Source organism: Lysinibacillus sp. RS11, assembly GCF_042019215.1.
Classification (GTDB): domain Bacteria; phylum Bacillota; class Bacilli; order Bacillales_A; family Planococcaceae; genus Lysinibacillus; species Lysinibacillus xylanilyticus_A.
Genome location: NZ_CP168124.1, coordinates 1,925,472 through 1,950,481, shown reverse-complemented (window position 1 = coordinate 1,950,481; position 25,010 = coordinate 1,925,472). Strand labels below are relative to the sequence as shown.

Annotated in this window: 29 protein-coding genes and 1 pseudogene; 8 read left to right on the top strand and 22 right to left on the bottom strand. The window is 35.3% G+C overall.

From position 1 onward, the window contains the following. Positions 1 to 110: 110 nt before the first annotated feature. Together AB9L17_RS09765 and AB9L17_RS09760 are read right to left on the bottom strand one after the other, a co-directional pair. Positions 111 to 776 carry an HAD family hydrolase gene (locus tag AB9L17_RS09765; protein WP_068986246.1) on the bottom strand — a complete coding sequence of 222 codons (666 nt, stop codon included), beginning with the start codon at positions 774 to 776 and terminating at the stop codon, positions 111 to 113. A gap of 19 nt (positions 777 to 795) precedes the next feature. Beyond that, positions 796 to 984, bottom strand: coding sequence for a transmembrane Fragile-X-F protein (locus AB9L17_RS09760; RefSeq protein WP_068986245.1), 189 nt, complete (start codon positions 982 to 984; stop codon positions 796 to 798). A 268-nt stretch (positions 985 to 1,252) separates the two neighbouring features. Here AB9L17_RS09760 and AB9L17_RS09755 point away from each other — a divergent pair, with 268 nt between their 5' ends. Beyond that, positions 1,253 to 2,416 (top strand): hypothetical protein, encoded by a 1,164-nt coding sequence (locus AB9L17_RS09755; protein WP_375200496.1) that lies wholly within the window; start codon positions 1,253 to 1,255, stop codon positions 2,414 to 2,416. A 74-nt stretch (positions 2,417 to 2,490) separates the two neighbouring features. Here the strand turns inward: AB9L17_RS09755 and AB9L17_RS09750 are convergent, their stop codons facing one another. Then, positions 2,491 to 3,051 (bottom strand): hypothetical protein, encoded by a 561-nt coding sequence (locus tag AB9L17_RS09750; RefSeq protein WP_223555696.1) that lies wholly within the window; start codon positions 3,049 to 3,051, stop codon positions 2,491 to 2,493. Positions 3,052 to 3,613: 562 nt separating this feature from the next. On the opposite strand from AB9L17_RS09750, the gene AB9L17_RS09745 reads away from it, so the two are divergent. After that, a complete protein-coding gene (locus tag AB9L17_RS09745) occupies positions 3,614 to 3,859 on the top strand; it encodes a YkuS family protein (RefSeq protein WP_068986865.1) in 246 nt (81 codons plus the stop codon). A 167-nt stretch (positions 3,860 to 4,026) separates the two neighbouring features. Here the strand turns inward: AB9L17_RS09745 and AB9L17_RS09740 are convergent, their stop codons facing one another. From AB9L17_RS09740 to AB9L17_RS09730, 3 genes are all read right to left on the bottom strand, one after another. Continuing rightward, positions 4,027 to 4,920 carry a DMT family transporter gene (locus AB9L17_RS09740; RefSeq protein WP_375200495.1) on the bottom strand — a complete coding sequence of 298 codons (894 nt, stop codon included), beginning with the start codon at positions 4,918 to 4,920 and terminating at the stop codon, positions 4,027 to 4,029. A gap of 193 nt (positions 4,921 to 5,113) precedes the next feature. Continuing rightward, on the bottom strand, positions 5,114 to 6,049 hold the full coding sequence (locus AB9L17_RS09735; protein WP_083227136.1) for a PD-(D/E)XK nuclease family protein: 936 nt from the start codon (positions 6,047 to 6,049) through the stop codon (positions 5,114 to 5,116). Between the two features lie 13 nt (positions 6,050 to 6,062). After that, on the bottom strand, positions 6,063 to 6,803 hold the full coding sequence (locus tag AB9L17_RS09730; RefSeq protein ID WP_068986863.1) for a sulfite exporter TauE/SafE family protein: 741 nt from the start codon (positions 6,801 to 6,803) through the stop codon (positions 6,063 to 6,065). Positions 6,804 to 6,892: 89 nt separating this feature from the next. Here AB9L17_RS09730 and AB9L17_RS09725 point away from each other — a divergent pair, with 89 nt between their 5' ends. Next, on the top strand, positions 6,893 to 7,393 hold the full coding sequence (locus tag AB9L17_RS09725) for a hypothetical protein (protein ID WP_068986862.1): 501 nt from the start codon (positions 6,893 to 6,895) through the stop codon (positions 7,391 to 7,393). A 242-nt stretch (positions 7,394 to 7,635) separates the two neighbouring features. Here AB9L17_RS09725 and AB9L17_RS09720 read toward each other — a convergent pair whose 3' ends face one another. The 7 genes from AB9L17_RS09720 to AB9L17_RS09690 form a co-directional block, all read right to left on the bottom strand. Then, the gene (locus AB9L17_RS09720) at positions 7,636 to 7,950 is read right to left on the bottom strand and encodes an RNHCP domain-containing protein (RefSeq protein ID WP_375200494.1); all 315 of its coding nucleotides are present in this window, start codon (positions 7,948 to 7,950) and stop codon (positions 7,636 to 7,638) included. A 501-nt stretch (positions 7,951 to 8,451) separates the two neighbouring features. Beyond that, positions 8,452 to 9,075, bottom strand: coding sequence for a hypothetical protein (locus tag AB9L17_RS09715; RefSeq protein ID WP_375200493.1), 624 nt, complete (start codon positions 9,073 to 9,075; stop codon positions 8,452 to 8,454). A gap of 168 nt (positions 9,076 to 9,243) precedes the next feature. Continuing rightward, positions 9,244 to 9,429, bottom strand: coding sequence for a hypothetical protein (locus AB9L17_RS09710; protein WP_068986860.1), 186 nt, complete (start codon positions 9,427 to 9,429; stop codon positions 9,244 to 9,246). Further along, positions 9,430 to 9,639 carry a hypothetical protein gene (locus AB9L17_RS09705; protein WP_068986859.1) on the bottom strand — a complete coding sequence of 70 codons (210 nt, stop codon included), beginning with the start codon at positions 9,637 to 9,639 and terminating at the stop codon, positions 9,430 to 9,432. Between the two features lie 59 nt (positions 9,640 to 9,698). After that, the gene (locus AB9L17_RS09700; RefSeq protein ID WP_068986858.1) at positions 9,699 to 10,307 is read right to left on the bottom strand and encodes a CPBP family intramembrane glutamic endopeptidase; all 609 of its coding nucleotides are present in this window, start codon (positions 10,305 to 10,307) and stop codon (positions 9,699 to 9,701) included. Positions 10,308 to 10,851: 544 nt separating this feature from the next. Then, positions 10,852 to 11,274 carry a GNAT family N-acetyltransferase gene (locus tag AB9L17_RS09695; protein WP_068986857.1) on the bottom strand — a complete coding sequence of 141 codons (423 nt, stop codon included), beginning with the start codon at positions 11,272 to 11,274 and terminating at the stop codon, positions 10,852 to 10,854. Positions 11,275 to 11,293: 19 nt separating this feature from the next. Next, the gene (locus AB9L17_RS09690; protein WP_068986856.1) at positions 11,294 to 11,734 is read right to left on the bottom strand and encodes a GNAT family N-acetyltransferase; all 441 of its coding nucleotides are present in this window, start codon (positions 11,732 to 11,734) and stop codon (positions 11,294 to 11,296) included. A gap of 111 nt (positions 11,735 to 11,845) precedes the next feature. On the opposite strand from AB9L17_RS09690, the gene AB9L17_RS09685 reads away from it, so the two are divergent. Then, positions 11,846 to 13,234, top strand: a complete 1,389-nt coding sequence (locus AB9L17_RS09685) for a PLP-dependent aminotransferase family protein (protein ID WP_375200492.1) — start codon at positions 11,846 to 11,848, stop codon at positions 13,232 to 13,234. Between the two features lie 216 nt (positions 13,235 to 13,450). Here AB9L17_RS09685 and AB9L17_RS09680 read toward each other — a convergent pair whose 3' ends face one another. Continuing rightward, positions 13,451 to 14,182 carry an AAA family ATPase gene (locus AB9L17_RS09680; protein ID WP_068986854.1) on the bottom strand — a complete coding sequence of 244 codons (732 nt, stop codon included), beginning with the start codon at positions 14,180 to 14,182 and terminating at the stop codon, positions 13,451 to 13,453. 963 nt (positions 14,183 to 15,145) lie between these two features. On the opposite strand from AB9L17_RS09680, the gene AB9L17_RS09675 reads away from it, so the two are divergent. Together AB9L17_RS09675 and fumC are read left to right on the top strand one after the other, a co-directional pair. Next, a complete protein-coding gene (locus AB9L17_RS09675) occupies positions 15,146 to 15,361 on the top strand; it encodes a hypothetical protein (RefSeq protein WP_068986853.1) in 216 nt (71 codons plus the stop codon). Between the two features lie 305 nt (positions 15,362 to 15,666). After that, positions 15,667 to 17,058 (top strand): class II fumarate hydratase, encoded by a 1,392-nt coding sequence (gene fumC, locus AB9L17_RS09670; protein WP_375200491.1) that lies wholly within the window; start codon positions 15,667 to 15,669, stop codon positions 17,056 to 17,058. A 431-nt stretch (positions 17,059 to 17,489) separates the two neighbouring features. Here the strand turns inward: fumC and AB9L17_RS09665 are convergent, their stop codons facing one another. The 8 genes and pseudogenes from AB9L17_RS09665 to AB9L17_RS09630 form a co-directional block, all read right to left on the bottom strand. Next, a complete protein-coding gene (locus AB9L17_RS09665) occupies positions 17,490 to 18,122 on the bottom strand; it encodes a type 1 glutamine amidotransferase family protein (protein WP_223555728.1) in 633 nt (210 codons plus the stop codon). Between the two features lie 74 nt (positions 18,123 to 18,196). Continuing rightward, on the bottom strand, positions 18,197 to 19,159 hold the full coding sequence (locus tag AB9L17_RS09660) for a helix-turn-helix transcriptional regulator (RefSeq protein ID WP_375200490.1): 963 nt from the start codon (positions 19,157 to 19,159) through the stop codon (positions 18,197 to 18,199). A 258-nt stretch (positions 19,160 to 19,417) separates the two neighbouring features. Beyond that, a pseudogene (locus AB9L17_RS09655) lies at positions 19,418 to 20,184 on the bottom strand (transposase); the annotation flags it as partial. A 215-nt stretch (positions 20,185 to 20,399) separates the two neighbouring features. Next, the gene (locus AB9L17_RS09650) at positions 20,400 to 20,849 is read right to left on the bottom strand and encodes a DUF1259 domain-containing protein (RefSeq protein ID WP_263297569.1); all 450 of its coding nucleotides are present in this window, start codon (positions 20,847 to 20,849) and stop codon (positions 20,400 to 20,402) included. A gap of 122 nt (positions 20,850 to 20,971) precedes the next feature. After that, positions 20,972 to 21,106 carry a hypothetical protein gene (locus tag AB9L17_RS09645; protein ID WP_302621821.1) on the bottom strand — a complete coding sequence of 45 codons (135 nt, stop codon included), beginning with the start codon at positions 21,104 to 21,106 and terminating at the stop codon, positions 20,972 to 20,974. A gap of 320 nt (positions 21,107 to 21,426) precedes the next feature. Further along, positions 21,427 to 21,864, bottom strand: a complete 438-nt coding sequence (locus tag AB9L17_RS09640) for a hypothetical protein (protein WP_223555734.1) — start codon at positions 21,862 to 21,864, stop codon at positions 21,427 to 21,429. Between the two features lie 25 nt (positions 21,865 to 21,889). Beyond that, entirely contained in the window at positions 21,890 to 22,360 is a 471-nt protein-coding gene (locus tag AB9L17_RS09635) for a hypothetical protein (protein WP_068986869.1), read from the bottom strand. Positions 22,361 to 22,602: 242 nt separating this feature from the next. After that, on the bottom strand, positions 22,603 to 23,346 hold the full coding sequence (locus tag AB9L17_RS09630; protein ID WP_223555736.1) for a hypothetical protein: 744 nt from the start codon (positions 23,344 to 23,346) through the stop codon (positions 22,603 to 22,605). 151 nt (positions 23,347 to 23,497) lie between these two features. Here AB9L17_RS09630 and AB9L17_RS09625 point away from each other — a divergent pair, with 151 nt between their 5' ends. Together AB9L17_RS09625 and AB9L17_RS09620 are read left to right on the top strand one after the other, a co-directional pair. Beyond that, the gene (locus AB9L17_RS09625) at positions 23,498 to 23,896 is read left to right on the top strand and encodes a hypothetical protein (RefSeq protein WP_375200489.1); all 399 of its coding nucleotides are present in this window, start codon (positions 23,498 to 23,500) and stop codon (positions 23,894 to 23,896) included. 194 nt (positions 23,897 to 24,090) lie between these two features. Then, positions 24,091 to 24,684: a YdeI/OmpD-associated family protein gene (locus AB9L17_RS09620; RefSeq protein ID WP_068986845.1), complete on the top strand. Its 594-nt coding sequence runs from the start codon at positions 24,091 to 24,093 to the stop codon at positions 24,682 to 24,684. Positions 24,685 to 25,010: the final 326 nt, after the last annotated feature.

Genomic DNA, 25,010 nt, shown 5'->3' with positions numbered 1-25,010 from the left:
GCACCGTCTGCTCCTGTTGGATATTTTAGGTTTCAAACCCTTCTGCATTTTAAAGAACACCGCTTTCAATTCTTCAATACTCATTTCCTCATTCTGTTTATGTTCCACGTTTAACATCCATTCAATGATTTAATATAGTCTTGAATTTCTATTAAATGATCAATGATGTAATCCGCTTCAACACTTTGCCATCCATCATTTCTTTTCCAAATAGCCACCATTCCTACTTTTTTAGCCGCTTCCACATCATTGAAAGGATGATCCCCTATGTACATACTTTCGTTTGCTGACACCCCTAGTTTGGATAGTGCTCGATGAAATATTTCAGCATTCGGCTTTTTGATGTCTTCCCATTCAGAAATAAGAATCACGTCAAAATGATCTTCAATCCCTAATGCCCGTATATTGTCTAATTGAAATTGCCCATAACCATTTGTAATAATGCCAAGTTTGAAGCCTTGCTTTTTCAAATTGTGTAACATACTATGCAAGTTTTCAAATGGAACACTGTGATGTTTAAATTGTTGTAAATAATCTTCTAACAATGCTTCTGGAGAAAGCTCAATAGAAAATTCTTCAACCATTTGCTTATAAACTGTGTCTTTCCATACGTAGCCTCCATTATCTAACTCAATAAAGCGATGAACATACGTCTCCTTTAAAATATGTGACAGATGTGGCTTTAATCGCTCGTACTGTTGGTCAATGAATACACGTACAGAACGATCACGATCTAACAATGTTCCATCTAAATCAAATATTACCGCTTTAATCAATGTCCTTGATCCCCTTTCACTACACCTCTTTACGTTTTTTCACGGCTACCGCAGCAATTATGACCGTTATTAGCTTTATCACGAAAATTAATAGGTAAATACTGAAAGAAATGATTGCTGGTAATAGCACTAACCACCAAGACCATGCAATAACACCTGTAAGCTTTAACACTACCAAGACAATTGTTAATACTTCAGCGACTCCCATGTTCACACCACCTGTCAAATATAAAGTCTCTACTATGAATGCCTGAATTTCGTCATGTCTCAGACTTTATGATGAAGTCTGTACTTAAATTAGAATGCTTAAGCTTTTTTGTTCTACAACTATTAAAGCACCAATCATAAAATATGTCTTTTCATCCACTCACCTTTTTTACTTTTCAACTTTTTTTCTAAAACGTTGAACTTTTTCAAATGGTAAATCGTCTAATTATTGGTAACAACCAATTTTAAAAATAAAAGGAGAAATAAATATGAATAAACCGATTAAAAGAACTTGGATGCTTGCATCTGCACTAACATTAGGAATGGCTGTTCTGACACCACTTTCAGCAGGAGCTGAAGAAGTAAAAACAACAGATAGTAGTAGTATTACTGTTCAACTTGAACACAAAATTACAGGAAAAATTAAAGACATCTACGGCGATGGAATGAACCTTAAAGGAAATGATGGTAAAAATTACTTTATCAGTTTCTATAAATTTTCTGCCGAACAGCTAGAAAAAATGAACTTAGTAGAAGGACAGGAAATTTCTGTAGAAGGTAGTGTTGTAGAGAGTTATTCAGACTTCTATACGTTTGAAGTTTTTAAAAAAGAATTGCCTAAAGAGGTAACTAAAGAAGATTTAACAAAATTAGAAAAAATGTTTAATGAAATCAAGAAGTTAGAAAAAGAAGTGTCCGCTGAAATAGAAAAAGAAGCGACTGATGAAGAGATCGAAAAGAAATATGAAGAAATAGAAAAAATTCACGAAGAAATGTATAAAATTGCAAAACCTTATATTTTGGCTAATTGGCAGCCTCAAACTTTTGAAGAGTATATAGAAGATTTCGGGTTTAAAGAGAACAATATCGTTATTAAAGAAAACGATATTACACAGCTTAAAGCTATTTATGCAGAATGGATAAAGCTTTATAAAAACGGTGATGAAGTAAAAGCTACTGAAAAAATGGATGAATTTTACAAAATTCTCCAACCATATTTAGATGTACTATATCCACCACAAACTTTTGAAGAGTTCATGGAAGGCTGGGAATTAGATATCCCTACCGAAACTTTAGCCAAACTAAAAACGATCTATGAAAATATTCTAAAAGCAGATAAAGAGGAAAATACGGAGTTGTCTGAAAAACTATGGGGTGAATTCGATCATATTATTAGCGAGTTCATCAAACCAGTACCATTTGAAGAATACATGTCTGACTTCGAATTTGAAGTCAATGAAGCGGATAAAAAGCAATTAAAACCACTTTATGAAGAAGCATTAGCTCTTGATAAAAAAGGGGATTTTGAAAAAGCTCAAGAAAAATGGGAAGCATTTTACAAAATTTTAGACCCATATTTTGAAGCAAATAAAGACACGCTAATCTCCGCTTCTAAAGTAACAATTAACGGCCAAGAATATCTTGCTCAATAAGTAATGGTATTTGGGGTATATCAGAAGTCATTGTAAAATGGCTTTTGATATACCCCTTTCTTTTGGTTACTCGACTAAAGCATCTTAGCGGAATAATAAAAAATACGCTTAAAAAATTTCGATTCTATTATCATTGGATTCATACACTTTATTTCTTCAATAAACATTTGAGTCTTTTCCTTCACTTCATTCTCAAACTGTTCTTTTAAAATCGTAATATCATGAAAGGATCCAAATTTAGCACCTTTAAAGTATTTTTCCTCTGTGCAAATAAGGCTATTCCATGAAGGTCCTATTTCACATTCCAATTCACTTACTTTGATGCAATCTTTTTCAACCTGCAATTCTAACCAGGTAGAGTTATTTTCTATATATTTTATAGCGATATAATGGTGATGAACTAATAATGTAACAGCCTCATTTAATAATTCAAAGTAAGTAAGAATCAGTTCAGAATAAAGTCTTTTAGCTGATAAAGGGATATGATCAGGCGGGTACGGAATAAAATCGTGTCCTCCCACTGTTAAGGTAAAAGAACCATAAATTTGGTTGTATTCTTTATCAAATGTCAACATATCCATAACTCTTAATTCTTCTACATCATCCTCAAAGATTTCATATTTAATTTCAAACAATTCATTTCACCTCTTTGTATTAAGCATAATGATATCAATAACTAATTACCTAAATATTGCAAAAATAAAATTCGAAAGAGATATCATTACTCCCCTTATCCATTAGATTATATATTTTTCATTGAAGCAATAACTGAACGGGACTAAGTGGAATGTCGATTTTCACTATGATACTATACGCTTCTATATCTGACGAAGGACCCTATATAATTAGATTCGGAAGCTCGCCATTTCTTACTTTTGGTAAAGATGTAGAAATAGTGAAAGAATATTTACAGGAAAAACACGTAATAAGAGAGTTTCTATATTTTGACCCAGACAAAGATGAAGATTGTTATGTGAATTTTTAATCATGAGCACTATCTTGGTCTTATATTTCGACGCCATATTTTTAAATACCATTTTTTGATTTTGATTTTGATTTAAGCGATTTATCTTACCCGTCATAACTGTTGATCACTTTTAGTTATTGTTAATAATCCATTGATGTTTAACAAAATGCGAATTAAGTGAATAAATAGCAATCCTATATGACACATTACATATAGGAGGTGGAAGAATAATGTCTAGAATAATTGGTGTGGAACAATCGTTAACAAACGTTGAAGACGCTTTAAAGGCAAAAGGTTATGAAGTTATTCAACTTCGTACTGAAGAAGATGCAAAAAAATGTGATGCCTGTGTAATCACTGGGCAAGACAGAGATATTATGGGCATTAGTGATCCTGTTTTGGCGGGACCTGTTATTGATGCTAATGGACTTTCTGCTGATGAAGTCCTTCAGCGTGTCGACAAATATTTCCACTAAATATGAACTGGGTGCTGTCTCTATTGTCTTCGTGACGATCGAGCAGCACCTTATTATTTTTTGTATAAAATAGAAACCTTTTTTCAATACATGCAAATACTTAAAATTATATATGGCCAACCGCTATGAAGTTCACTGTTGAGCTTTCACAACTTTGGCTGTTTCTCCTAATCAACAGGCGTATAAATTCTTCTTGGAATTCTAAAGCCTAAAGCTATAGCAGCACCTATACAACTAGATAGACATCCGATTACCAAATATATTGAAAGAAGTGATTCACCAATTAGAACAGAAGCAATACCTCCAATTACCGGAAATAACGCCACCATGTAGCCACTTTTGGCACCGCCTATTCTTTCAACAAGCTTTAAATAAAATAGCCATGCTAGGAAAGATGCGATCAATGTTAAGTATAATAAAGCTGAAATATATGTGATTGATATAGGAATCATAATTTTTTGCCCTTGCAGCAATACAATGATTGACATTAATATACTTCCTACAGCAAATCCAATAGCATTTGCATAGATTGGATCAATTTTTACTTTGGCATTCCTTGCAGAACTGGCATCACCAATTGCTGTAAGTACTGTACCTAAAAGAGCAATCATTATGCCTTTTAAATCAGCTAAGCCAGAAAAATTACTTAAAGTAGGATAAATTAAAACGCATACACCAAATACCCCTAGTACTCCCCCAAATAAAACGCGTGGATGTAGTTCCTCTTTTAAAAAAAATCGAAGAGCTAGTGGCGTCAAAATCACTTTCAATGAAAAGATTAATGTTACAATGGCAGCTGAGCTTAATATGGTTGCGTAATATAAGCATAGATAGCTTAAAGCAAAGTTACAAACACCAAAGACAACGATAAATGGTATATCTTTACTTTTCGGTTTCCCTTTTGGTCTGAGAATCAAAACCAGAACAGTAAATAAAATGGCAGTCATAACTAACCTATAGGTCAATGATAATTCTAAGCTTACTGGTGTTCCTTGAATTTTAACAGCAATAAAATTAAGACCCCATACGATTAAACAAAATGCATACATTAGATTTGTCATTAAATATTATCTTCCTTCTGTTAATCTTTATTCAGTAGTTCTAGTAAGGCGTTCTCCCTCCTAAAGCAGGACTATGAAAATTAGCTTTCATGCACTTCATCATTCTTATGGAATATTAAAATAATTCAAGTGCAATTAGGTCACCGAAAATTTTTAAATCGTCTCTTTTTGGTCTCCTACTCCATTTTCCAACTCATTTCTGAGCACATAATTCTTTAAAATTACACCCTTTGCAGTGCCATTTATCAAGGGTTTGTTCAAAATTCTCAACGTCCACTGGTTCATTTGAGAAAATATCGGCTTGATATTTTTTCATTTCCAGCACACTCCGCTGAAACGTATGTAAAATATTGTCCATATCAAATGCAGTAAATGAATATTTTTTTCGTTTACCAGTCAGTAAATATTCATTATAGACATCAATCTGCTCAAGAGCTACACGGTATTTCTGCTGAACATAGTAAGCATAGAGTGCTAATTGCTGGCGATCATCATCAGACTCTCCGCCTGTCTTCCAGTCGATAATAATCCACTTGTCAGCTATTTCATCATAATAATGAAAATCCATTACCACGAAAACCTGAATACCTTCAATTTTCATGGAGCGAAATTGTTCAGGCTCACCGATTCGTAGGGAGCTTTTTTGTGCAGTAATTTGCTGAAACGTCTCACTGTTTAGAAAGTTTTCAAATACAGCCGTCATTCGCTCCTTATAGTCTTGTATAAGTTCAGGATTTAGCTTCCCTACATAATAAATTTCCTGCATCATATAAAATTTATTAGGCTTATGTCTCCATAAATCTACATGGCTTGTAGAATCAATAAAAGCCGCATTAAGTTGCCCACGAGCACGATTTACTAACTCAGCCAAAGTCGGCACCTTGCCTGTTTGTAAATAATCATTGATCGATTGCTCTATTAAATGATGGACAATTTGCCCAAATAAAATCGGCATGGATTGTAGCTTCTTTAAGCGATAGACATGTTGATGATAGGGCTCCACATTGTAACTAAGCCAGCCGTTATGAGAAAAATAGTATTCATAGCCATATTTTCGCGCACAGCTTGTTAACGTTTTATGACGTGACAATGACCACGAAAAAGATGGATAAGGTGTAATTTCAAACATGAATATCGCCTCCTTATAACGGTTTGATAAAATCATAGACAAGCTGCAGTATCAGTACAATTGTCACAATACGAAGTAATAGCTTTACTTGATTTGCCTTGACCTTCCTTGCAAGGATAATGCCTATTTGCGCACCAATGACAGAACCGATCATTAATACTAATGTCAGCGGCCATTCTATCTTACCTGTAGCAATATACGTAATAGCCGCTCCGGAGCACATCGCAAAAACACCTACACGCGACAAACCTACAGCTTTCAAATAGGAGATTTTCTCATGAGCATATGTATAAAGTGCCAACGTACTGCTACCAGGACCGAACAACCCATCATAAAAACCTACAGCAAGAAGGATCGGGCCGTTTTTGCGATTCATTGTAAAACTTTCCTTTTCTCCAAATTCAGCCCCACCTATAAAGGACATAATAAGTGCAAAACCTAATAAAATAATGGCAATAAGTGTGAGTGTTTGACTACTGATGAACGATGCAAATAGTCCGCCAAGTGTACCGCCAACTAGAGAAACGAGTAATACAGAACGCATTTCTGACCATAATAATTCTTTTCTCCTAAAAATCGTGTAGAAGCTTGAAAAGGCACTGACCATATTCGAAACCTTATTTGCCCCTATCGCTGAATGAACGGGTACTCCCATTAACATCATCGTCGGTAAGGTAATTAATCCCCCGCCACCAACTAACGTTCCAATGACGTTTCCAGCGATTCCAATGACTAAAAACAACAAGTATTCCATGTAATCCTTCTTTCTATGACACACATGATGTTATTCTATGATACAGTATAACAGAATGCTTTTTTTAAGAAAAAAAATGAGGTGAATCGATGCCTGAACAACAAAAAACACCTACACCGCGTTTCTGTAAGCAGCTTACACTAATAGTCGCAACCATTTTTATTGCTGGCATGACAGCAACGCTTATCCAATACAATAAGCTCCCTGCATCTATACCAATTTTACAAAGCTTTAAGAGTGAACATGCACAATTTGGCCCGAAAATCGCTATATTTTATTTACCCTTTATCGGCTTCATGCTATTTTTACTTCTACACTACTTAGAGATGAAAGCAGCTTATCCTATACTACGAAAAAATAAGCCTACTCTATCTCATTCCCAACGACAAAACGGAATTATTACCTTTTGTCTTATCAAAAATAGTATTCTATTGTACTTTACATATTCACTTTTCAATGACTTAACAGTTGCTTTAGGCCATAACCGTATTTTACAGCAATGGCATGCTTATTTATTTCTATTTGTAGTAAGTACTATATTTATCATAGGCATCGTACGAGGTATTACGTTGGGCAAGAAAGATAAATAAGGTCAAATAGTTACAGCTGTACAGAACGCGTAGGCGAGAAATCAATTATGCCTGGGATAATTGCGTCCGGAATCGGCTTTGTGCTTAGGCCTGCAGATGTTTTTTGTGCGAAAGCGTAGTGCTAACGTAGCGTCAGCAACACGGTTTTGTCTGTGCGAAAGCGAAGCGGCAACAACAAGATGTTAAAAAGACATATTAAAGATGCGATAATCTTTAATATGTCTTTACATTGCATGAAACGATTATTTTGTTTGCATTTGCATAAATTGAACAAGCTGATCTTCTTGCTTGCAATTAATTGCAACTTTATTTCGAACCGTATACCTACATTTAGTACATTGATGGATTAATTGATAACCTTTTTTAGATGAATAATCTACACCAATAGGTTTCATTAATCCTTTACATTGACTGGCTCTATCTCCGGGTAAAATATCCAAGTGTTTAGAATATAAACAATTTGGACAATGATTTCGGAAGCTGCCATTATTTAATGGTAAAACAGTAAATCCGCAATGTTCACATTGAAATGCTGTATTTTCAGTTTTTCTACTCAATTGTTCTTCCTCCAAGATGATATTTTTCATCATTGGAGAAAGGGTTCCGTTTAGTTTTTCTACATAAGTAGCATTAGGCTTTTATCAAGATTGACCCATTCACCGTTCTGCTCTACAAAACGATTACTTCTAGTTCCAACTTCAAAAGAGCCTTTTTCATCTCTTTATCCGAACCACGATTGACTTTGACACCCGCTGAAAGAAGTTAAATTGTATCAACCACTGTAAGACGGACATCTCCACCTTCCACTAGTCGGTGCTCTTTGATAATCACTAACTTAGGCATTCGTCCCCTTATGAACAATTGTAAGGAATAAATTCGATTTCACTTCATTCACTCCGATATTCGTTTCATGCTTACTGTTATTATACCACAACGAATGGTATAAATATCCAAATAAATAACTTCTTTTAATCCCTAATATTACATGTCCCTCAACGACTAGCCAAATATAAAAAGAAAAACTACCTGACACAAATAGCATCAAGTAGCCAAAATTTTTACATATCCTTTTTCATCTCTTCAAACGTATGTATTAACGCATATTTTTGTACACCTCGAGCCACTTCTATACTTTCTTGGCCAAATTGCTGAAAGGCTTTTTCATTTTTCATTTTATGCGCATAAACCGCTTCAACGGCAGGCTGCATCCAAGGCTGAGTAAGCTGTTCACTTCGCATATCTGTTGTTCGCCCCTCAAGTGCGGCGATATAACATTTTGCATAGCTTGTTAAAGGTTCTTTATTTATTTTATCAGCCGCATCCTTAGCTTCCTCTAAATTATTTTCCATAATTGCCTTCAAAAATTGATAATTATACTTCATAGCGGGCTGCTTATACTTTGCAATGACTACATCTAGTGAACGTAACTGGTCTTCTTTTGTACCGTAAGCAACTGCAAAAAGGTAGGCAAAAAAGGGGTCTTTCTTGCGATCTTTTACTAGTACATCAACTAACTTCATATTATTTGTGCGGTATAAAATATGTATATATCTGTAAACCATAGCGACAGCAACTAGCGCAAAAATACCAAGTGACAAGGATAAACGAACTCCTGCTAGTGATAGCGCTATTGCAAGCATGATAATGATCAAATAAAATATACTAAGTTTTACGATTTTCATAACTCCTCCTATTGTAATCTCTTTCGGATCTTTCGAGAAAAAATAAAGCCTGCTCCCAGGAAGAATACAAGTGCCATAAACTTCATGATAGGGATAATAAATAGCTTGCTAATAACGAAAACAACAAAAATATAATAGACGACCATTACCAACAAAAATAATGACAGCTTATTCACTGTTCTTCCTACTTTCATTCAGTGTTGTTTCAATGGCCGCTAGCGCTTTTGGTCCCATCCCATGTAATTTTTTTAATGTTGATAAATCAACCTTTTCCAGCTGTTCTAATTGAGTATATCCCGCCGCATTTAATGCACGTATAGCAGGCTTCGCTACTCCCTTTGGCCACTCTGTCATTTATGCTCGTCCTTTCCTTTTACGTCTATTGAGTATCTCAATTCCTAAAATACCTATTAATAGTATAGCTAGTGAAACGACATGATAATCAACAAAAAAAGTCGTAAATGCTATATTATAATAATGGCATATTGCAGTGAGAATACGCCCTCCAAGTAATAAAAAACCAACAATTAAGCATCCTTTTGCAATGTTCTCAATCAATTTCATTCAAACACCTCTAGCTATTATGCAATCGAAATCGATTTAATGCAAATTGGGTCTGGTCTTTAGAGCACATTAAACATTGCGACAACGGAGGCAATCAGATTGGTCATGCCATGTATGCCCCAGCTCGTTATTATGGAGCCATTGGATTTTTGTTCATTGATCCAACCCATTAAATAACCTGCCAACGCAGTAGCCATAACCACTAACACAACACCTCCAAAAGGAATAAAAGAAAACAGCATCAACCCATGTATTGTGCCAAATAGTAAACTTTGCATGATATTCCCTATTTGAAAACCAAACTTATGCATGAATCTTTTCATTAAAAAACCTCGGAAAAACAGCTCCTCTGATAACCCTGTTTGTACAATTGCATAGAATAGTGCTGGTACGAGCGCTGAAAAACCAAGTCCTGCAAAACGATTTGAAGCTAATAATGAACTGTCTATATAGAAATAGATAATTGTATTAATTGGTACGAACATTAAAACAATAATGACTAGAAACCACGCAAAATAAGTAACTTTGTTTTCAATGACAGGCTTTTTGATGCCGAGCCATTTTAAAAATGATAGTTCCTTTTTCGCTGTAAAAAACCACCAAACAAACGGTATAAGTGAAAATAAAATGACCTGAATAATTGCATTTATTGCACTTTCCATAACCATGATTTTCCCTCCTGTTTTATGAAGCTTTACATGTAGAATGACTAGCACTTGTAAAAAGATTCTTCTCACTAGTTGATGTTCGAATTTCGCCGGTGGTTACTGCTTTTCCATCGGTTTTCGTTCCTGTTGCGCCACTAACTCTTGCTTTTCCGCCGCTAAACTCACGCTTTTCCGCCGGCAAACTCTCCTGGTCCGCCGCTAACTCACGCTTTTCCGCCGGTAAACTCTCCTATTCCGCCGCTAACTCACGCTTTTCCGCCGGTAAACTCTCCTATTCCGCCGCTAACTCACGCTTTTCCGCCGGTAAACTCTCCTGGTCCGCCGCTAACTCACGCTTTTCCGCCGGTTTACGCTCCAATTGCGCAAATTGATGTACGAAGATCGCAAGTAGTCAATACTGTTGTCCTTCTTCATGTTAAGCATATTAAACAGCAGACTTAATATCAAGATTCATTTAACGATTTCTCCCCCAAAAATGCGACTAGAACTATACTAGTCGCCGATTCATTCTATATTCAGATTTCGTTCAATTTAAAATAAGCAATCACAATTCTTTGCGAAAAGAATAACACCATTTTTCATATCCTAATCGCTCCTCATAAAAGCGGTGTGCATTATTTCTTTGAACTCCTGACTCTAAAGCAATATAGTGTGCGCCGTTTTCTTTACCCCACTGATGAATATATGCTAATAATTTCTCACCATAGCCACACGAACGATAAGCCTCATGCGTTACTAAATCATAAACAAAAATATGACGTTTATTGTAAAAGTTAATGCGCCAACTTACACCGGCTACTGCAACCATTTCCTTGTTTTTGTATAATGCAAACAAGCCATACCCAGCCTTCATCATTTCTTCTAATAATTGAAGATAATTTTCTAACGTCAATTCTGTGCGGAGTTGAACCATTATGGCATATGCTTCAACCCATTCTTCTTGTGTTGTTAATTGTTTAATAGTCATTTTTCCGCCCTGCCCCCTATTACCAATATTTGATATAGTGAAATACTCCATGATCTATGTGCATTCCCAGCTTTTCATAGAGCTTTTGTGCATTGATGTTATCCGTCGCTGTTTCTAAAGCAATATAACGAGCATCTTCCTTCATACAGTACGAATAACACTGTTCAAATAAACCCTGTGCTACTCCTTGTTTCCTGGCATGTTCAGCCACATATAAATCGTTTAAAATAAATGCCTTCTTCATCGCTACAGATGAAAAAATAGGATATAACTGAACAAACCCAACTGGCTGTTCATTTACATAAGCTAGAAAAATAATCGATTCTTTCTTCTCTAAACGCTCCGTTAGAAAGTGCTCTGCTTGTTTTAAGTCGGATTGTTGACCATAAAATTCACGATATGCATTAAATAATGGCACCACTTCTCCGACTGTTGCTAATGTTACTGTGCTAATTTCCATTGACTTTCTCTCCATTTCTATTTTTATGTAATTCTTGTATTATGATAAAAAACAATCTGACATCTAAAAAGAAACAGTTTCAAATATTTCAACATGTCAAGGAGGTCCTATATGGATGATTTTATTTTTTTATTGACGAATGAAGAGCCAAAATATAAACAAATTTACCAGCAAATCAAATCGTTAATCGAGCAAGGGTCGTTGACAACGAATGATACGCTCCCTTCTATTCGAAGGCTTGCCGATACTTTACATGTCAGTCGGAATACAACATTGACTGCTTATGAACAGCTCGTAGCGGAAGGATACATACGTGGTGAAGGACGGAAAGGTTATTTCGTTAATGAAATTGAGCAAGTTTTTTTACATGATGAGGAACGTCCAAATCTTATTCAAAAAGCAAACAATCGTGAAGATATCATCATTGACTTTCGAGCAGGTGCTGTCGATCAACAGCATTTCCCCTTGAGAGCATGGAGACAAATGGCCAATCAAGTTTTACCTTTAAAAAATTGCTATGAATATGGCGACCCTTTCGGTGAACCACTTTTAAAAGAACAGCTTGTGCATTATTTGCTACAAGCACGTGGCGTTCATGTCAATGCAGAGGACATTATTATCGGTAGTAGTACGCAACAAATGTTAATTTATCTAGGCTTTCTGTTTAAACAGGACTTTACAAGTATTATTTTGGAGGACCCAGGCTACAACGGTGCACGAGAGGCATTTCAGTTACAAGGCTTTGAAATAGAGACATTACAAGTGTTAGAAAACGGTGCACAGCTACAGCAGCTAGCACATTTCTATTCGCGCTTAATGTATGTCACACCATCCCATCATTTCCCGTATGGTGTTTCCATGAGCATTCAGCAACGACAAACGTTAATTCAATGGGCAAAAAATGTTGATGGCTATATTTTAGAGGATGATTATGACAGTGAATTTCGATATACACAGCAACCATTTCCTGCTCTCGCCTCTATTGATAAGTCACGTGTTATCTATATGGGGACATTTTCAAAATCGTTTTTACCAGCCATTCGACTGAGCTATATGGTGCTACCGAAAGCACTTGTTCATTCATATAAGGAACGCTTTGCTCATTTTGAACATAATGCTTCGTCTTTACATCAACTCACAATGGCCACATTCATGGCACAAGGTGAATGGACACGACATATTAAAAGAATGCGTATCACCTATAAACATAAAATAAACGGTCTTGTAGATGAGCTTAACAAGCAATTCGGAGAAAAAATTACGATATTAGGAGAGCAATCTGGGTTATATATATTGGTGAAGGTGCATACACAACTTTCAGAAGAACAGCTCATTCAGAATGCACAACAATGCGGAGTCAAAATCTACCCTACAAGCCCCTATTTTTTACAACAGCCTAGCTCTGAACCAATTGTACAATTAGGTTTTAGTAAGTTAAAAATGGAGGAAATCATCCTCGGTGTAGATCTGTTAAAAAAAGCTTGGCTAACTCAAAAATAAGCCATAACCTCAATGGTTATGGCTACTCATTTTCTCGATAATCCTATGTTTCATCAAACAAATCCAATGTAAATCCATTTGTATCCCCAAATCTATTTATATAGGGACGATTTCAGCGGAGTAGTTTTTTTCCTGAATTAGGAAATTACTTGTTCGCATGGGCAATTCTTTGGGGACCTGAGCAGTTTTCTTTTGAACCCGAGCCTTTTCGTTGATTCATGATTCTCTCTCTTCATCAAACAACTCTGAAAAAATAGTTTCCGGTGCGCTTAAAAAACGTTTTGTGACAATGTAATGGATCGTATCCTCATAGCGAATAGACTCAATTTCCCCATGATCAAAACTGTAGATAGTAGCTTTTGGATAGCCCAGTAAAATGGGTGAGTGTGTGGCGATAATAAACTGTGCCTCATGCTCTAAATCTTTCATAATTTTCAATAGGCTAAGCTGTCTCGTTGGTGACAACGCAGCTTCTGGCTCATCCAATAAATAGATTGCCTTCCCTTTAAATCGATTCATAAATAACGATAAAAAGGACTCGCCATGTGATTGATGATGTAACGACTTGCCACCAAAAGCAGCATACTTATTTGGATGATTGTCTAATAAATCAATATGACTCGCAAATTGATAAAACGTTTCCGAGCGAAGGAAAAAGCCATTTGATATTTTCGGCCACCAGGATAAACGAATATATTCCCCAAGTGACGATTCCGCTTTATGTACTTCATATAAATTTTGGCGACCGCCTCCCGCTGTATTAAAATCACAACGATCCGCAATAGCCTCCAATAGTGTTGATTTCCCAGAGCCATTTTCCCCCACAAAGAAGGTCACATTCGTAGGAAACTCTAGCTCCTGTAAATCTTGCAAACTCGGTATGTTAAACGGATACTGGTCTTTATCCACAATGTTCTCCTGTAATACCTTACATGATTTTAAATACATTTCGTTTCCTCCCTTACTACTATTATAACGCGCTTATGCTACTATGAAACTGCCCTTACACCCTAAGTTTATGACGATACAGGAAATAAGTGCCCTGAAATCCGTGCGATAATTAAAAAACAGAATATTTTAACTCATCACAAACTCAACATTATCATTAAACACTGTAGAATCCCTAGTTGTATAAATACGATATAATGCATGCAAATCCCTTACTGATACTATAAGAACCTGTGAAATATTTCCCGAGAAATAAATAAAAAACATGTCGAAAGTTGCAATGAAAAATAATAAAATTATGCCATATAATAGCGATATAGCAAAAACATTGAAGAAGACCAATTATCCTCATTTACCCATTTAGAATACATTGTGCAACAAACCGCTCTATCAAGCACCCTTTTAATCAGTTAATTTCCCATTAACAACTACTAATAGTACAAACAATGAATGTACCCTTGTCACTCTCTAATGTGCTACTGGCTTTTCGAAATAAACGCTACTAAAATAATCATCGTTTACTTTTTTGTGATCCCTATTCTTTTACCTCTCTTTTTCTTACCGTAAACCCTTCAAACCGTGCTTTTAATCTAGCTTACCGATGTGATTCTGTATCGGAGCATTTACTTGAGCGTCTCACTAATTCCGCATATACAATCGAAAATTTCCCAAATAAAAACTCCTAAACGCTTTATAAATGGTTTGCGATGATTTTCACAAGCCTTTTACCACAACGAAACTACATTCATTACTACTTTTTTTCATTAAGCTTCTATTGATTAAAAGTACAAAATCCAAATAGCTTTCCTTACATTCATAATTGTTCTATACAAAAGGTCCTTATCATACATTGAGTAAAACCTTCACCATGCTCATACCCCTGTAACACCCCTAACTCTATTAAGTTTTAAAAGATCAAGCTTTTTTCTAGGCAAAATAAAAAAGTTATAAGGAGAAAAAAATATGTTTGTAACTCATTTTTACGAAAACAAAACGTCCGTTTTAAGCCAGCTACTTGTAAGTTTACCTGCTGTTGAAGAGAACATAAAAATTAAAGGACGTAAAGCGAAAGTTGTTCAGGTTGCTCAAATAGACAACAACAACTATCATGTGCGTATCATTTTTGAGAAAGTGCCTAAAAAAGTACCACTTAAAGAACTTGGGAAGAAAAAGAGATAGCCCCTTCCGATATATGTAACAACGCTAAAAAGTGGGGATCGAATTTTAAGAAATACCAATTGCAAACTATTCTCAATTCATATTAAATTTATTCTAGCAAAATGATTGACTTTTTAATTGATAACAATTATCATTATCAGTAGATTATTTCTTTTCTCCAAATTGCTTAATTCAGAATCCCCCCTTTTTTTGAAATAAGCATGTATCAAACGGATATTCTTACATCAGACTAAGAATATCCGTTTTTTAACTTTAATTTAGATAAAGAAGAGTTACAAGTTACATAAATAAAGGAGCTGTTTGACATGGATTATCGTATTGAAAAAGACACGATGGGTGAAATTAAAGTACCTGCAGATAAAATTTGGGGTGCTCAAACGCAGCGCAGTAAAGAAAATTTCCAAATTGGTACCGAACAAATGCCAATTGAGCTTATTCAAGCAATGGCTATTTTAAAGAAAAGTGCTGCTATCGCCAATAGTAAACTAGGCAAGCTTTCAGCTATAAAAACAAATGCAATTGTGCAAGCAGCTGATGAAATTTTAAATGGTCAATGGGATGATCAATTCCCTCTTGTTGTTTGGCAGACTGGTAGCGGTACACAGTCAAATATGAACGTCAACGAAGTAATTGCACACCGAGCAAACCAAATTTTACAAAATGCTGGAGAGTCTGATCGTATTCATCCTAATGATGATGTCAACAAATCTCAAAGCTCAAACGATACTTTCCCTACTGCTTTGCATATTGCTGCCGTGTTAAAAGTTGAGGATTATTTACTACCTCGTCTGCGCTTTCTAAAAGCAACATTTGATGACAAAGCAGAGAAGTTTAAAGATATTATCAAAATTGGACGTACACATTTACAAGATGCAACACCACTGACTTTAGGTCAAGAAATTAGTGGCTGGGCAGCAATGCTTGCTAAATCTGAACATATGATTATCCAAAATATCGAATATATGAAGGAACTAGCAATTGGTGGAACAGCAGTAGGTACTGGTATTAACGCACATCCTGAATTTGGTGAGCGTGTAGCAGCGGAGATTAATGAATTGACAGGAAAACATTTTACTTCTGCAGCAAATAAATTCCATGCACTAACAAGTCATGATGAAGCCGTTGTCGCACACGGCGCATTGAAGGCTCTTGCAGCTGACTTAATGAAAATAGCCAATGATGTACGCTGGTTAGCAAGTGGTCCTCGTTCTGGTATTGGTGAAATTACAATTCCAGAAAACGAACCAGGTTCATCTATTATGCCTGGTAAAGTGAATCCAACGCAAAGTGAAGCGATGACAATGGTTGTCACACAGGTTGTTGGAAATGACGCAACAATTGCTTTTGCCGCTTCCCAAGGTAATTTTGAGCTAAATGTCTTCAAGCCAGTTATTATTTATAACTTCTTACAATCAACTCGCCTACTAGCGGACACGATGAAATCATTTAATGATCATTGTGCTGAAGGAATTGAGCCAAATAAAGAAGTACTTGACCATAATTTACGAAACTCATTAATGCTTGTAACAGCATTAAACCCATATATCGGTTATGAAAATGCAGCAAAAATCGCGAAAAAGGCTCACAAAGAAGGCACTACATTGAAAGAAGCTGCAATTGCAACAGGTTTACTGACAGAAGAACAGTTTGACGAATACGTGGATCCTGCGACGATGATCTATCCAAACGTAAAATGATGAGGTGCAAGTTGAAACACACAACACCTTCAAAACATTAATATATCAACATTTTCAGATAATAAACTCCCTTATGTTCTTAGCAAGTTGGTATATATTACAGCCTGTTTTTGAGGATAAGTGGACTAATTAATAACGCTTTGGTGGCATGTTTATAGGAATGTGTAAGAAGGATTGGGGTTAACTCCCCAGTCCTTTTTATTTTTCCCTCACAAAAAACACCCGCGTAGCAAGTGCTTACCCTCATTTTGGATAGGATTGCATTTGTATTTAGCCAAAAAATATACCGCTAAATGTTAAGCTACTATCACCTTTTTTATTTATTGGGGTAGCTTCAGGAAAATGCGGATTAACAACGATAAGGAAATTCCAAATTAAAAAGCCCAACTTCTCTACAAATCAAAATAGAGAAATTGAGCTTTTCAGTTACTTCATTTATTTATTGAATTCATTAACTGGAAGAAGTATTCAGGTTTAAGTGTCTTATTTAGGTTATACCATGAATGTAATGCATCTGGTGTAAATACATCTATTTTTTTCAGTACCTCCATTGCAAATTCCAGAGGAGCTATTCCTGATGCAGTAATTAAATTCGCATCAGATACCGCAGATCCCAACTCATAAAACTTTTCTCCTTTATAGTTAGGACATACCATTTTAGTATATTCTAAGTTATTACTTGTATGCTTTCTAGTATCTAAGTATCCCATATTCGCGAGGCCCTCAGTTGCACCACAAATTGCAGCAACAATAGTGCCAAGTTTTAAAGCTTGGCCTATTCTTTCCAAAATAGGTTGATGAATTTCTTCACTCCAAGTAGTCCCTCCTGGTAAAATTAAAAGATCTTTACTCTCAAGAGTACATTCATCAAGGGAAATATCTGGTTTTATGCTTAGTCCTCCCATAGTAGTAATCATTTCTTTATTAGCTCCTACTGTAATTACTTTTAAAGGTGCTAAATCTTTTTTGAAATATCTTCCTGAGTTTAGTTCAGCAATTAAATATCCATATTCCCAGTCCGACATTGTATTAAATACATATAGAAAAACTTTTTTTGTTTGCATCCAATAACACTCCAATCACAATTGATATGGCTATTATAAAATAACTTCCCTGACAGTTAACGTCAGGGAAGTTATCATACTTGATGAAATTTTATTAATTCCGACAGAACTTCAATAAGTCTTTTCTTAAGACTTATTGGCTCAATAACTTTAATAGATTTATTGTACGGTAAAAGTAAATAAGGTACATATGTATGTAATATATCTTTTTCAAGAAGAAAAACTGCTTGATTTGAAGTCCGTTCTTGTAAATAATGTCCTAAAAACCAATGTTGGCAAATATCAGCCAATACACTTTTATCCCCATTAATAACCAAAGAAATAATCCCTTCCTTATCTTCTATAGTTGGAAGAAGATTTTTTATAAAAAAGTCACGTGCTGAAAAATTTTCTGGCCGGTTAAACTTATTTTCGGTTAGCATTAGACTTTCAATTCGATCTACTCTAAAACTACGGATATCATTCCTAAGATGACAAAATCCAATCACATACCACTTATTATTCCAATAGATAATTCTGTACGGATCGACCAATCTATCATTTAATTGCTTTTCGCCACTTTTATGGTAAAGAATTTTTACTGAATACCCGTCAGCTACGGCCTGCTCCAACTCCTTCAAAAAAGGTTCCATAGAGAGTGAACTTAATCGACTTACTACTTCAAGACTAGTTAAATGTTGGTTTACCTTGGTTTCTTGCTCTTGATTTGAGTATTTACTTAGTTTTGAAATGGCCCTATTTAGTGCTTCACCTCCATAATATCCGGCTTCTTCTGCAAAAACAGCAGCGTGAAATAGTGAAGTTTGCTCCTCAAAATCAAAAAAAAGAGGAGCCTCAATAAAATTGTTCAATAAAGTGTATCCACCGTTATGTCCTGGTTCTGAAATTATAGGTACGCCACTTGTTGAAATTGTATCAATATAACGATACACAGTTCTTATATTCATCTCTAACTTTTCTGAAATTTGTTTTGCAGTAATTTTTTCACCTGAACGAAGCATCCATAGAATGGCTAACATATTGTCAATTTTAGGCATATAATTCCACCTCTATATAAAATTTATTTTCTATTATATATTTCCAATTTTCGGTATAACTCATCAACTGTTCCTTTCCGATAGCTTTCTATATAATGAGGCCCTAGAATCATAAGTGCTTCCCTCCCTCATCATTTTTTTCACTCACATTGATGTAAAAAAAGACCAAATCAAGCTTGGTCTTTGTCGTTAATAATAATAATGATGACTTTATCTTATTAGAGAATAAATATAAGTGTCAATGTCGCATCCGGGTCCTGTTTTCGAATAACTATTTCGTTCGTCAAAGATTTCGAAGTCTCTTTGATATTTTAGTTTGCGTTCAATATAGTCGATTCATTGTTTGTGAGCTTGCTTTGGGCATTTTCGTTCCGTTCTTAAAGCCTTTCGCTCTGCTACATCCGATGAGTCCTCAATTTTCCGATCATATTCAGAAATCACTTCATCTACTTTTCCAACTATTTGAGCGAGGTCTTCCAATGCTAACTCCTTTTCTTTTCCCGGTTCAATTTCTGGCATGATTTCTTTTTCAAGCAGCTCATCGTATAGCTGATTTGACTTTTCAATTAGACCATTATGATATTTCTCTATCGACTTTTTCCACACGAATGTAAATTTGTTCGCATTCGCTTCAATCTTTGTTCCATCAATAAAAATAGCTTCCTGATCAATTAATTTTTCCTGTACCAGCTGGCAGCGGAATTGAACGAAGCATTGACGAATCAGCTCTTTCACCTCTGGTTGGACACGGAAGCGGTTGATTGTGCGGTAGGTTAGTTCATATCCTTGAGCTAACCACATCATCCGAAGACTATCTTTTAAAAGCGATTCAATTTTGCGCCCTGAGAAGACAGATTGCGTGTAGGCACATAAGATAATTTTAAGCATCATGCATGGATGGTAGGCAGGACAACCCTCATTTCAAAGGAATGCTTCAAACGCTTCGGGCGGGATACTCTCGACTAAATGGTGAACATGGAAGACAATATCATTCTTTTGTAACTTCCTTCTAAATCTAAAGGCAAAACTTATTGATTCATGTTATAATTTTTAAACATAAGGATCCTTCTTTCTGTATAATTTTGTTGTGGTGACTTAATTTTAGCAGAAGTGGTCCTTATTTTTTATGAAAAAAATTTAAAGCCGGTGAAATTTTACTGATCGTAAAATTTCACCGGGTTTTTAGTTTAGAGATGGGTTTTGTCCCATCCTCCTTTTGTTTGATTTAGATTTACTATCTCTATTTGCATTTGTTGAACAAGCCTGCTGCAACTGCAGCATCAAAACTTCTTCTTGCAAATTGAGTTGGATTCCCAACATTCTCCCAATGCATGTACATTAATCTAGGATTATCGAAAAGCCAATGGTTATGCACCGCTGTAACAATGAGACCTCTTTTTTGAAGTTCTGTTATAAATGGATTAATTTCTTCCTGAAGTACAACAGATTCGCCGAGGTTTAATGTATTAACCCCACTGCCTTCAAAAGAAAGTGCAAACGGGAGTGCGAGAGGAGATCGAGTAATTCTTCCAAGAATAGTAGCTTTAATATCGCGAAGACGCATTACAACACAAACTGGTGTTGAAGAAATAACTTCCCCACCAATGATATTAGCAAGTTGTTGACATTTAATTTGACCTACGCAACCGTAGTATTCTTCTGACTGATTTTGACGATTACTATTTCCCAATCTATTCACCTCCTTTTTATTTTCTATTAATACTATATTCTCAAGTGATTGACATGACTGGGAGCTTTATGTACAAGCGCCTTTTATTAAATAATTTTTTCTATCGATTCGTATTCATTTCCCTACCATTCCAGCAAATTTTTTAAATTAGATCTACTATTGGTTGATTGTGGAAGGACATCACGTTGTTCTAACCAATTGTAGAATGGCACTGGACGAACTTTATGCTCTGTGTCCCCTACCATAGTTAAATACATAATAAAAGACACCCTTTTTTCGGGTGCCCTCTCGTTGAATTTATTAATTAAGTAAGCTAAATTTGCCTCACTGCTCTTTGTTAAATCTCTACAATAATTGTATTGTTATATCGCATAAGACCCTATCAGAATGTACATCAAGCAACTCTTAAGATAACATTTGAATAAATCGGGCAAAAAACACTTTCGGCTAATCATGCAGCTGAAAGTGTTTATCTATAACCATAATAAAGCCCAGGCACAAATTAATTGAATACCTGAACTTTGAAGTCAAATAAATTATAAGGGTGGAATTATTTATAGAATAATTTCTTTCTATATTATATCTCTATATGAGGCATTGTTATTCTCACAGCTAATTCTACAATCGGCTTTGAAAAAGTGCTTGGAATCATCGGACTTGGTAAATCTCCACCACGATTTGCAAGCCCAAAAGATGCCTCTCCTATTTGAATCCAATCTAATTCATCTGTACCTTGTATAATGCCTATAAAATGATAATCTGCAGTATAAGTATCAAAGCCATCTTCATTAGGAAGAGCTCTCCAAACTTCTGCCTCTTTTGTAGGGTCAACTCCAAATTGTTTAAAGAATTTTAAAACTTCTGGGCTCGCATGTTGAATTTGCTTAGCGAAAAGTTGACAATCCTCGCAACCACAATGCGCTTTATTGGAAACTTTCGGAAGTGCTCTATACAATTCAAGAGTTTTATCCTTATCTATTTTTACAATAAAATCATTTAACGTAATTTCTTCCATAAAAAACTCCTCAGCTATGTTTTAATCACTGAATTAGAATGTTCCCTAAATATTGAGCATTGCCTGCTGAACTCATAAATTCAACTTCTAAAACATAATTTCCTTTGTCTGTTGGAAATTGAAATTCTCTAAAATCATCCAAAGCAAGTTCAGTTCGTTTGCCATCTTTTAATAAGGCAACAGTTATCTTTGGATCAGTCCATATATCCCCACCATTTTTTGGATTCTCTCTAAAATCCAAAGACATTTTTTGACCTGGAAAAACCTTTATTTCATCCAGTGATGATGCGTATTTGATAATATCTTTTTCTGTTTTCTTCACTTCTTCACTTGCCGTTTTCCAACTGATATTTGCTTCTGCTAATTGAAAATCTGAAGATAATCCCTCGAAATATATATGGGCAGTTGGCACCCCTACATCATAATCTTCACCAATACACCCTATTAATATAAAAATCAAACACAATCCTATAAATAATTTTAAAAATCCTTTCATATTCACCCTACCATCCCTTTCTCTATCGAAAGTATAGGTCATAAATGGAACACAATCCTGCTCCGCTAGTATAATAATACCTCAAACCAGCATCATTTGGAAAAATTACCCCATTTGATATATCGTTTATTCAGCTAAGCCCAGGACATCGACAAACATCCTATCCGTATGTCTGTCAACAAACCATAAAAAATAGCCCCCTTAACAAATAATTAAGAGTGCTATATATAATTCATAATCTATCACTTATCTCCAACTGGCTTTAATAAATTTACAGGGAGCCAACCAAGATATCTGACTTCTCCCTCAAATCTTACCAATAGATAACCATTAACTTCAATACTATCTGATGAAAAAATGCTTCCCTTTTCAAACATTATTTCAGGTTTAGCTTCTTTTAATGGAGTGTGTTTCGCTTCTGCATTTTCTGTTAGCTCATAACGCACGTCCATTTGTCTCACTGTTGTCTCAAAGATTTTAAGATCTGTACCAGGATACTTCTCACATAACCAACCTACTCCATTACTCACGCAATACTTAAATTGTTCATTATTTAAATCCACGTATGAAGTATCACCCGTTTCATTGAAATATTTTCCGTAATATCCGTAATTATAATTACCATCACGATTAATAACAACATAAGTTGGATTGTTATAGAAAGAAGCACGAATCTTTATTGGTACTTCTTTGAAAACTACCAAATCCGTTGCTTGTACTCGATATTGCCCCATATAATAGAATGTTTTGCCTTCATATTTTTCAATATCATACGTTTTAAAAAAGTTATTTTGTTTTACCACTAACGAATCAAATGTACCATCTGGATTTCTCTTGTATACCTTGATGTCTTTTTTAAAGGTCATTTTTCCTGTTTGCCCTTTAACAACTTCTGCTCCATCATACATCACTTTTGCTTCTGACTTTGTTGGATTTACTACTGCAAGTACAAATGCTGCTAGTAACACAATAAAAAATTTTTTCATTATTCTCCCCCTCAGCTTAATTTTACTAAACATAATCCCTCAGTATTATATACTATTAATCCTATATTCTACCAATGAAGGAATAGTAATGGCTCATCACCAAAAGTTTTGGAGGACAAACATATGCCATTTATATAAGTTGAGTGGAGACTTGGCGAAAGCAAAGCGTCAGCTACAAATTTCAAAGGTTCTATCCACGACTCTGGACGTTCTATCCATCATTTCAAAGGTTCTATCCACGATTTTAAACTTTCTATCTATCATTTCGAAGGTTCTATCCACGACTTATATCTATGCGAAAGCGAAGCAACAGCTACAAGTGTTTTCTGTAGCGAAAGCAAAGCGTCAGCTACAAGTGTTTTCTGTAGCGAAAGCAAAGCGTCAGCTACAAATGTTTTCATGTAGCGAAAGCGAAGCGTCAGCTACAAGTGTTTTCTGTAGCGAAAGCAAGGCGTCAGCTACAAGTGTTTTCTGTAGCGAAAGCAAAGCGTCAGCTACAAGTGTTTTCTGTAGCGAAAGCAAAGCGTCAGCAACAAATGTTTTCATGTAGCGAAAGCAAAGCGTCAGCTACAAAGCGCCCAATCGGAACGGATTTCAACCACACGCTATGGTGATGAGCCATAATAATGTAAAACAAATTTAGAGTGTTTTCTAGCTAGACATGACACTATTTAATGTTTTATTATAAATCGATTAGAGTAATTGAAATCAGATGATTAAAAAATTGTAGAGGGGTGTTCCTTGATGACAAATAATAGAATGAATCCGAAAGTTGATGAATTTTTAAGTAAAGCCAAAAAGTGGCAGGAAGAATATTCGGTGTTGAGAAATATCGTTTGTGACTGTGAGCTGACCGAGGATTTTAAGTGGATGCATCCTTGTTACACATTGGAGAACAAAAACATCGTGTTAATACACGGATTTAAAGAGTATTGTGCACTTCTGTTTCACAAAGGAGCCCTGTTAAAGGATACACATGGGATACTAATCCAACAAACGGAAAATGTACAAGCTGCACGCCAAATTCGTTTCACCAATGTGCAAGAAATAGTTGCAATGGAAACCATCATTAAAGACTACATTAATGAAGCCATTGAAGTTGAAAAAGCAGGTTTAGAAGTACCAATGAAAGAGCATAAGGAATACATAATTCCTGAAGAACTGCAAAATACATTCAATGAAATCCCTGCATTGAAAACTGCGTTTGAAGCATTGACACCAGGACGGCAAAGAGCATATATTTTATATTTTTCTCAGCCTAAACAATCCAAAACGCGAGTGTCAAGGATTGAAAAATACACGCAGCAAATTCTTGATGGAAAAGGATTAAATGATTAAGTTTAAAAGAAGATAAGATTAAATATGGATCAATGCACTTAACTCTAAATCTTTTAATAACCCGGCCAATAAACGGAGATATTATAATGTTTATTGGTCTTTTCACGTAATTCTCCTGCTTTAAGGGCAGCTAAAACCTCTTCTCCTTTCATTTGACCGTTCCTTTTTGCCGCCAATGCGTCTAATCATAATTATGTGAACACCAATTCATCATTACAATCTTCACTACACCTTAACATAAATACCTAATTGATCCACCAACTTTTATTCAAGATAATGGCCCGATTATTGAACACAAGTTAAACAACACTCATCAACTAACACCT

Excerpts from the sequence above, each read along its gene's own strand:
- AB9L17_RS09730 (WP_068986863.1), bottom strand. The coding sequence starts at position 6,803 with ATGGAATACTTGTTGTTTTTAGTCATTGGAATCGCTGGAAACGTCATT.
- AB9L17_RS09715 (WP_375200493.1), bottom strand. The coding sequence starts at position 9,075 with ATGAAAATCGTAAAACTTAGTATATTTTATTTGATCATTATCATGCTT.
- AB9L17_RS09725 (WP_068986862.1), top strand. The coding sequence starts at position 6,893 with ATGCCTGAACAACAAAAAACACCTACACCGCGTTTCTGTAAGCAGCTT.
- AB9L17_RS09700 (WP_068986858.1), bottom strand. The coding sequence starts at position 10,307 with ATGGTTATGGAAAGTGCAATAAATGCAATTATTCAGGTCATTTTATTT.
- AB9L17_RS09665 (WP_223555728.1), bottom strand. The coding sequence starts at position 18,122 with ATGCAAACAAAAAAAGTTTTTCTATATGTATTTAATACAATGTCGGAC.
- AB9L17_RS09640 (WP_223555734.1), bottom strand. The coding sequence starts at position 21,864 with ATGGAAGAAATTACGTTAAATGATTTTATTGTAAAAATAGATAAGGAT.
- AB9L17_RS09695 (WP_068986857.1), bottom strand. The coding sequence starts at position 11,274 with ATGACTATTAAACAATTAACAACACAAGAAGAATGGGTTGAAGCATAT.
- AB9L17_RS09635 (WP_068986869.1), bottom strand. The coding sequence starts at position 22,360 with ATGAAAGGATTTTTAAAATTATTTATAGGATTGTGTTTGATTTTTATA.
- AB9L17_RS09690 (WP_068986856.1), bottom strand. The coding sequence starts at position 11,734 with ATGGAAATTAGCACAGTAACATTAGCAACAGTCGGAGAAGTGGTGCCA.
- AB9L17_RS09685 (WP_375200492.1), top strand. The coding sequence starts at position 11,846 with ATGGATGATTTTATTTTTTTATTGACGAATGAAGAGCCAAAATATAAA.
- AB9L17_RS09745 (WP_068986865.1), top strand. The coding sequence starts at position 3,614 with ATGTCTAGAATAATTGGTGTGGAACAATCGTTAACAAACGTTGAAGAC.
- AB9L17_RS09620 (WP_068986845.1), top strand. The coding sequence starts at position 24,091 with ATGACAAATAATAGAATGAATCCGAAAGTTGATGAATTTTTAAGTAAA.
- AB9L17_RS09735 (WP_083227136.1), bottom strand. The coding sequence starts at position 6,049 with ATGTTTGAAATTACACCTTATCCATCTTTTTCGTGGTCATTGTCACGT.
- AB9L17_RS09755 (WP_375200496.1), top strand. The coding sequence starts at position 1,253 with ATGAATAAACCGATTAAAAGAACTTGGATGCTTGCATCTGCACTAACA.
- AB9L17_RS09760 (WP_068986245.1), bottom strand. The coding sequence starts at position 984 with ATGGGAGTCGCTGAAGTATTAACAATTGTCTTGGTAGTGTTAAAGCTT.
- AB9L17_RS09680 (WP_068986854.1), bottom strand. The coding sequence starts at position 14,182 with ATGTATTTAAAATCATGTAAGGTATTACAGGAGAACATTGTGGATAAA.
- AB9L17_RS09705 (WP_068986859.1), bottom strand. The coding sequence starts at position 9,639 with ATGAAATTGATTGAGAACATTGCAAAAGGATGCTTAATTGTTGGTTTT.
- AB9L17_RS09645 (WP_302621821.1), bottom strand. The coding sequence starts at position 21,106 with ATGTATTTAACTATGGTAGGGGACACAGAGCATAAAGTTCGTCCAGTG.
- AB9L17_RS09630 (WP_223555736.1), bottom strand. The coding sequence starts at position 23,346 with ATGAAAAAATTTTTTATTGTGTTACTAGCAGCATTTGTACTTGCAGTA.
- AB9L17_RS09675 (WP_068986853.1), top strand. The coding sequence starts at position 15,146 with ATGTTTGTAACTCATTTTTACGAAAACAAAACGTCCGTTTTAAGCCAG.
- fumC (WP_375200491.1), top strand. The coding sequence starts at position 15,667 with ATGGATTATCGTATTGAAAAAGACACGATGGGTGAAATTAAAGTACCT.
- AB9L17_RS09740 (WP_375200495.1), bottom strand. The coding sequence starts at position 4,920 with ATGACAAATCTAATGTATGCATTTTGTTTAATCGTATGGGGTCTTAAT.
- AB9L17_RS09710 (WP_068986860.1), bottom strand. The coding sequence starts at position 9,429 with ATGACAGAGTGGCCAAAGGGAGTAGCGAAGCCTGCTATACGTGCATTA.
- AB9L17_RS09660 (WP_375200490.1), bottom strand. The coding sequence starts at position 19,159 with ATGCCTAAAATTGACAATATGTTAGCCATTCTATGGATGCTTCGTTCA.